Source organism: Nocardiopsis sp. LOL_012 (genome assembly GCF_048060475.1).
GTDB lineage: Bacteria > Actinomycetota > Actinomycetes > Streptosporangiales > Streptosporangiaceae > Nocardiopsis.
Map to the genome: position 1 here is coordinate 1 of NZ_JBHMIV010000065.1, position 6,591 is coordinate 6,591.

The following is a 6,591-nucleotide window of genomic DNA, read 5'->3' on the forward strand; positions in this document are numbered from 1 at the left end:
CGGGGGTGAGCGCGTTCGGGATGGGCGGGGTCAACGCCCACGTGGTACTGGAGGAACCCCCCGCCCTACCGCTGCGCACCTCCGCCCTGCCCCAGCAGTACCCGGTCCGTGTCAGCGGAGCCACCGAGGAGGCCGTGCGCACGCTCGCCGCCGGCTACGCCGACCGGATCGAGGCATGCCGGGACGAGCGGGAGCTGGCCGACGTGTGCCACACCGTCAACACCGGGCGGGCCGAACTGGGCTTCCAGACGGCGGTCCTGGGGAGGGACGCCGCCTCCCTGGCCCGGGCCCTGCGCGAGGTGGCGCGGGGGCGGGTCCCGGTCACCGAGGCCGTCGACCCGTCCGAACACGCACCCGCGAGCCCGGCCGACGCCGTCGACCTCGTCCGGAGCGGACACACCGCCCTGCCCTGGACGGACCTGTCCGCCCCGGAGGCCCGCGTCGCGGACGGTCTGCCCCCCTACCCCTTCGCCGAACGGAGCTTCTGGTCCACCCGGGGCACCGGCGCGGCGGACCCGCCGGAGCGCAAGCGCGCCTCGGTCCCGGCCCCGCCCAGGGCCACGCGGCCCCGGTGGCGCCCCAGCTCCCCTCCCGCGCCCGCGTCCGCCGTCGGCACGGCGGCCGTCGCCTGCGCGGACACCCACTCCGCCCGGGCGCTGGAGGCCGGACTCTCCGCCGCCGGGTTCACCGTCGTCCCCTTCCCCCCGCAGCAGGACCTGGACGCCCTGGTCGTGGCCGACCCCGGCCCCGAGGGCTTCTGGGACCGGTTGCGCGCGTGGACCTCGGCCCTGCCCCGTGGCGGCCGCCTGGTCTGGGTCGGTTCCCGCTCGGCCGCCGTCACCGGGGACGAGGCACCGCACCTGGACCCCGGTGCCGCCGCGCGTGCCGCCGCGGTCCTGGCCGCGGCCGCCGAGTACCGGCTCTCCGCGACCGCTCTCGACCTGGCGCCGGGAACGGACGCGGCGGCCCGGGCCCGTGCGGCCGCGGCGGAGGCCGCCGCCCCTGCCGGCCGTCCCGAGACGATCGCTCTACGCGACGGTCTGTGCTATGTCCGCCACTGGGAGGACACCGCCGCCCCCGACGAAGCACCGGACCTGTCCGGGGACGGCTTCGTCCTGGTCACCGGCGGCGCCGGGGCGGTGGGCCGTCTCCTACTCGGCCGGCTGGCCGAACTGGGGGCGGCGCGGATCGGCGTCGTGGGCCGCAGCGGCCCGGAGACGGCCAACGTGTCCGCGCTGGCCGCACTCGCTCCAGCCGCCGAGGTCCGGTACCTGTCCTGCGACGTGACCGACGGGGCCGCCGTCCGCACGGCGGTCCGGGACCTGTCCGGCCGCTGGGGCCGCCTGGACGGCGTGGTGCACGCCTCCGGCCGCGCCCTGCCCTTCGGCTCGCACCGGGCCCGCTCGGAGCAGGACGCCGCCCGCGTCCTGGGCCCCAAGACCACCGGTTCGGAGCACGTCCTGGCCGCAGCGGTCGAACACGGGGCGCGGTTCGTCGTGCTGGTGTCCTCCGTCGCCGGCGAGGACCCGGCGGCCGGGAGGGGCCTGGTCGACTACGCCATGGCCAACGCCTACCAACTGGCCCTGGCCGAGCGGGCCGCCGCGGACGGCACGCCCCCCGTGGTGACCGCCCACGCCTGGCCCGACTGGTCCGGCGTCGGCCTGGAGGCCGACGCCTCCTTCTCCGCCACGGCCTCCCTGAGTACGGAGGAGGCGCTCGCCGGGTTCGCCGCCCACCTGCTCTCCGGGGGCCGTGTGGGCTTCCCCGGCGGTGTGACCGAACCTCCCGCCGCCCCCGACGCGCCGGACGGTGCCGAGCCGTCAGGCGGCGCCGAGCCGTCGGCCGGGAACGAGGCGTCCGCCGAAACGGTCTCCCTGGTCCGCTCCTGCCTCACCGAACTGCTGGGGGAGGACCCGGGCACCCGCGCGGTGCCCGACCTGGGACTGGACTCGCTGGCCATCGCCGACCTGGTCGCCCTGCTGGAACGGAGGCACGGGCACACGGTCGACCCCTCGGCCGTCATGCGGGCACGGAGCCAGGAGGACATCGCCCGCCTCCTGGAGGGGGGCACCGCACCGGGCACGGAGCCGGATGCCGGGCACGAGCGGTCCGCCGAACGCGGCCGGGCCCCGGCCGTCGGCTTGAGCGACCTGCTGAGGCCCCTCGCCGGGCAGTGACGCGCACATCCGCCACCACAGGAAAGGGAGCATGACAGTGCGAGGAACGGTGCGCGCCGCAACGGCCGGGCACGACGACGAGACGATCGCGGTCATCGGCATGGCGGTCCGGTTGCCGGGAGCCGAGGACACCGACGACCTGGACTGGCTGCTGTCCGGGGACCGCCACGAGGTGGGTCCCGTACCCCCCGGACGGTGGGACCGGGACCTGTACCCCGACACCCCCGGCCAGGGCGCCTTCCTCCAGGGCGCCTATTGCTTCGACCACGACCGCTTCGGCCTCCCCGCCGAACAGGCGGTACGGCTCGACCCCCAGCACCGGCTGATGCTGGAGGTCGGGGCCCTCGCCCTGGAGGAGTCCGGACTGCTGGCGGTGGACCGGGTGCGGCGCACCGGCGTGTTCGTGGGGTCGCGTATGAACTCCTACGGGTTCGAGTACGGCACCGCGCAGATCCCGGCCAGCGGAGCGGAGCGCGCGGCCGCACTGTGGGGGCGCTCCCAGAACTTCGCCGCCTCCTGGCTGTCGGACCGCTTCGACCTGCGCGGCCCCAGCATGGTGGTCGACACCGCCTGCTCCTCCTCACTCACAGCACTGTGGCTCGCCTGCCAGAGCCTGGCCTCGGGCGGCTGCCGCACCGCCCTGGTGGGCGGGGTGGACCTGCTGGTCGACCCGCTGACCCTGACCATGCTCGCGGGCGCCGAGGCGCTCTCGCCCCAAGGGCGCTGCCGCACCTTCGACGAGCGCGCGGACGGATACGTGCCCGGCGAGGGCGCCGTGGCCCTGGTCCTCAAACCGATGCGGGACGCTCTCGACGACGGTGACGCCGTCCTGGCCTCGATCATCGCCGCGCAGGTCAACAACGACGGCTCCACCATGGGCGTCACCACTCCGAGCCTGGACGCACAGGTCGACCTGCTGACCGAGGCCTACACACGGGTGGACGCGGCGAGCGTGGGCTATGTGGAGGCCCACGGTACCGGCACCGCGATCGGCGACCCCATCGAAGCCAAGGCCCTGGCCGAGGTCTTCACCCGCGCGGGCTCCCGCCCCGGTTCGGTGGCGCTCGGCTCCCTCAAGCGCCGTATCGGCCACCTGCACTCGGCCGCCGGGCTGGCGGGCGTGGCCAAGGCCGTCCACCTCGTCCGCTCACCCACCGTTCCGCCCACCGCGGTGGAACGGCCCAACCCGCGCCTGCGCTTGGAGGGAAGCCCCTTCCACCTGCCCGAGCGGGAGGCCCCGTGGGGTACCGAGGGCCCGCGTCGCGCCGCGGTGAGCGCGTTCGGCTTCGGCGGCACCAACGCCCACGTGGTCGTGGAGGAGCCGCCCAGCCCTCCGCCGCCCGCCGAACCCGGTGGGCCGCTCCTGCTGCCGCTGTCAGCGCACACCCCCGAAGGGCTGCGCGAACTGGCGGCGCAGTGGCTGGAGATCCTGGAGCACCCGGACCGTGAGGGTGCCGCCGCGGACCTGTGCGCGACCGCGCGCACCCACCGGTCGCACCGGCGCTTTCGGGCCGCCGTCCGCGGCGTGGACGCCCGGGAGCTCGCCGAAGCCCTGCGCTCCCGGCTGCTCTCCCCCTCCTTCCCCGAGGCTCCGGAGCCCGCCGGAGGCGGCGTGGACTTCTGGGTGCCGCGCCCGAGCGGCCCGCCCGACTGGCTGACACGCCTGTGCGCGGACCACGCCCCCGTGGAGGAGGTCGTGTCCCGCTTCGAGGAGGCGACGGGGCTGGGCCGGGCCGCGTTCACCGAACGCCTGCTGGAACTGTGCCTCGGACTCACCGTGGCGACCGCGCTCCGGGAGTCCGGGGTGGCTGCCGACTCGGTGGAACTGCCCGAGGCATGGCGCCCGGTCGGCGACCACGTGTGGGGGCGTGCCTCACTGGAGGAGGCGGTGGCGCGGCTGCTGGAACACGTCGGCGACGACCCGGCCCGACCCGCGTCCGGCCCCCTCGCGAACCTCGCCGACCCGGGGGCCGACCCGGCCGGCGTCCTCGACGCGGTGGTCGCCGACCTGTACGAGCGCGGGCACCGGATCGACTGGCGCCGCCGTGAGCGGGGCCGCCTCCGCGCCCCCGTACCCCTGCCCAGGGAACAGCCGAACGGGCCCACCCTGGACCTGGCCGAACCGCACCGGTCCGCGCGCCCCGGTGAGCCGGTGCGTGCCGAGGAGAGCACCGGGCCGCGGTACTCCTTCTCGTGCCTCTTCAGCCCTGGAGCGGACCCGATCGCCCAGCACAGCGTCCACGGCGACACCATGCTGCCGGGGGTCGGGTGGCTCGACTTCCTGGAACAGGGCCTAAGGACGTGCGGGAGGACGTTCGTCGGCCTGGAGGAGGTCGTCTTCCACCGCCCTCTCGTCCCCTCCCGTGCCCACCGGGTGCTCGCCTCGGTGGAGGCCGACGGCCGCTTCGAGGTCGTCGGCGACGACGGCACCCTCTTCACTGCGGGCCGCGTGAGCGAAGCCGGTGCCGCAGGCGGTGGGGAGCGCACCGAACCGCTCGCGGACCTGCTCGGGGAGTGCTCCGAACCGCGTTCGGGGTCGGGCGTGTACCGGTGGCTGCGCAGGATCGGCTACCGGCACGGCCGCTACTACCGCAACATCTCCTGGGTGGCCGCCCGCCCCGGCGGCACCCTGGCGCGGATCGAGGGCGGGCGCCAGCGCGCCCTCAACCCCGGGCAGACGCGCCTGTTCCCCGGTCTGCTCGACAGCGTGACCATCGCGGCGATCTCCCCCGAGAACCCGGTCTTCGGCCGGGAGGACGCCCCCGCGTTCATCCCCCTGTCCATCGGGCGCGTCGAGGTCCTCGGCCCCCTGGACGGCGCCGCCTTCGTCCGCACCGACATCGCCTTCTGGAACGACGAGGCGTGCCGGTGCACACAGGTGGTCACCGACACCGGCGGCCGGGTGCTCCTGGTCCTGGAGGACATCACCGCCAAAAGGGTCGCCCCCAGCGCCTTCTCCGACACCAGGACCGGGCCGGAGCCCGCACCGGCGGCGCCCGACGGGCCGGAGGCCGCCTCGCGGAGACCGCTCCCCGCCGCCCCGGCCCCCCAGACCCCGCCGCCTCCGCGGACCGCGCCGACCGCGGGGGCGGCGGGCCCCCTCGACCCCGTCTCCCGGGCCCTGGCCTGGTTCCTGGCCGTGGCGGCCATCCCCGAAGAGGAGGCCGACACCGAACTGCTGTCGTCTGGATACGACTCGGCGGGGCTGGTCGAACTCAGCGACCGGCTCTCACGCGAGTACGGCCTGAACCTGTACCCCACCGAGTTCTTCGAGTTCCCCACCCCCCGGGCGTTCGCGCGGAACCTGGCCGAGAACGCCCCCGAGGCCGTTGCCGCGCTCGACCCCGCCCACGCCTTCGGGCCGCCTGCGGGCGAGGACGCCCCCGGCACCGCGGCGCGGGCGCGGACGGTGGAGGAGGACCCCGAACCGTCGCGTCCGGAACCGCCGCCGTCCGCCCCGGACACCTCGGCGGAGACCGTGCCGTCCGCCGAACGCCCCGTGCCGTCCGCCCCCTCCGGCGGCCCGTCCGGGGGCGGCAGCCCGGTGGCGGTCATCGGTACCGCGCTGATGCTGCCGTGCGGGGAGACCGAGGAGGAGTTCTGGGACCTGCTGCGCGAGGGGCGGTGCAGCGTCGGTCCGCTACCCGAGACGCGACGCCGCCCCGCCTTCGGAACGGACCGCCCGCACGCCTCCTACCTGGAACGGGTTGACCTGTTCGACCCGGCGCCCTTTCGCCTGTCCCCCCGCGAGGCCCCGCACCTGGACCCCCAGGCGCGGCTGCTGTACGAGACGGTGTGGCGGTCCCTGGAGCAGGCCGGGCGCATGGGCGACCGGGCCCGGGGGGACCGCACCGGGCTGTGGGTGGCCTACAGCCACGACCACTACCACGAGGAGCGCCAGCGCGCCGGCGCCCCCGAAGGCAGGGGCCTGGGGCTGGAGGCGATGATCCCCAACCGCCTGTCCCACCTGATGGACTGGACGGGGCCCAGTGTCCTGGTCAACACCCTGTGCTCGTCGTCGCTGGTGGCGCTGCACCAGGCGGTGGGCCACCTGCGCTCGGGGGAGATCGACACCGCCGTGGTGGCCGGGGTGCACGCCGGCCTCAGCCCTGAGTACTTCCGATCGATGGGGGACCTGGGCGCGCTGTCCCCGACCGGCCTGTGCCGGGCCTTCGACACCGGCGCGGACGGCATGGTGCCCGGCGAAGGGGTGCTGGCGGTCGTCCTGCGCAGACTCGACGAGGCCGCGGCCGACGGTGACCGGGTGCACGCCGTCATCCGCGGCAGTGCCGTCAACCACGGCGGCCGCACCACCCGCTACTCCGCCCCCAGTCCCCGCGGCCAGCGCGAGGTGGTGTCGGCGGCGCTGCGGGACGCGGGGGTGGACGCGGGGACGGTGACGATGCTGGAGGCG

At 75.9% G+C, this 6,591-nt stretch carries 2 protein-coding genes; both read left to right on the plus strand.

Annotation, left to right across the window (positions count from 1 at the left end):
- On the plus strand, positions 1 to 2,177 hold a 2,177-nt coding region (locus ACFHWE_RS23245), incomplete at its 5' end, for an SDR family NAD(P)-dependent oxidoreductase (RefSeq protein WP_416604004.1).
- A gap of 31 nt (positions 2,178 to 2,208) precedes the next feature.
- A partial coding sequence (locus ACFHWE_RS23250) for a beta-ketoacyl synthase N-terminal-like domain-containing protein (protein WP_416604006.1) occupies positions 2,209 to 6,591 on the plus strand: 4,383 nt, incomplete at its 3' end.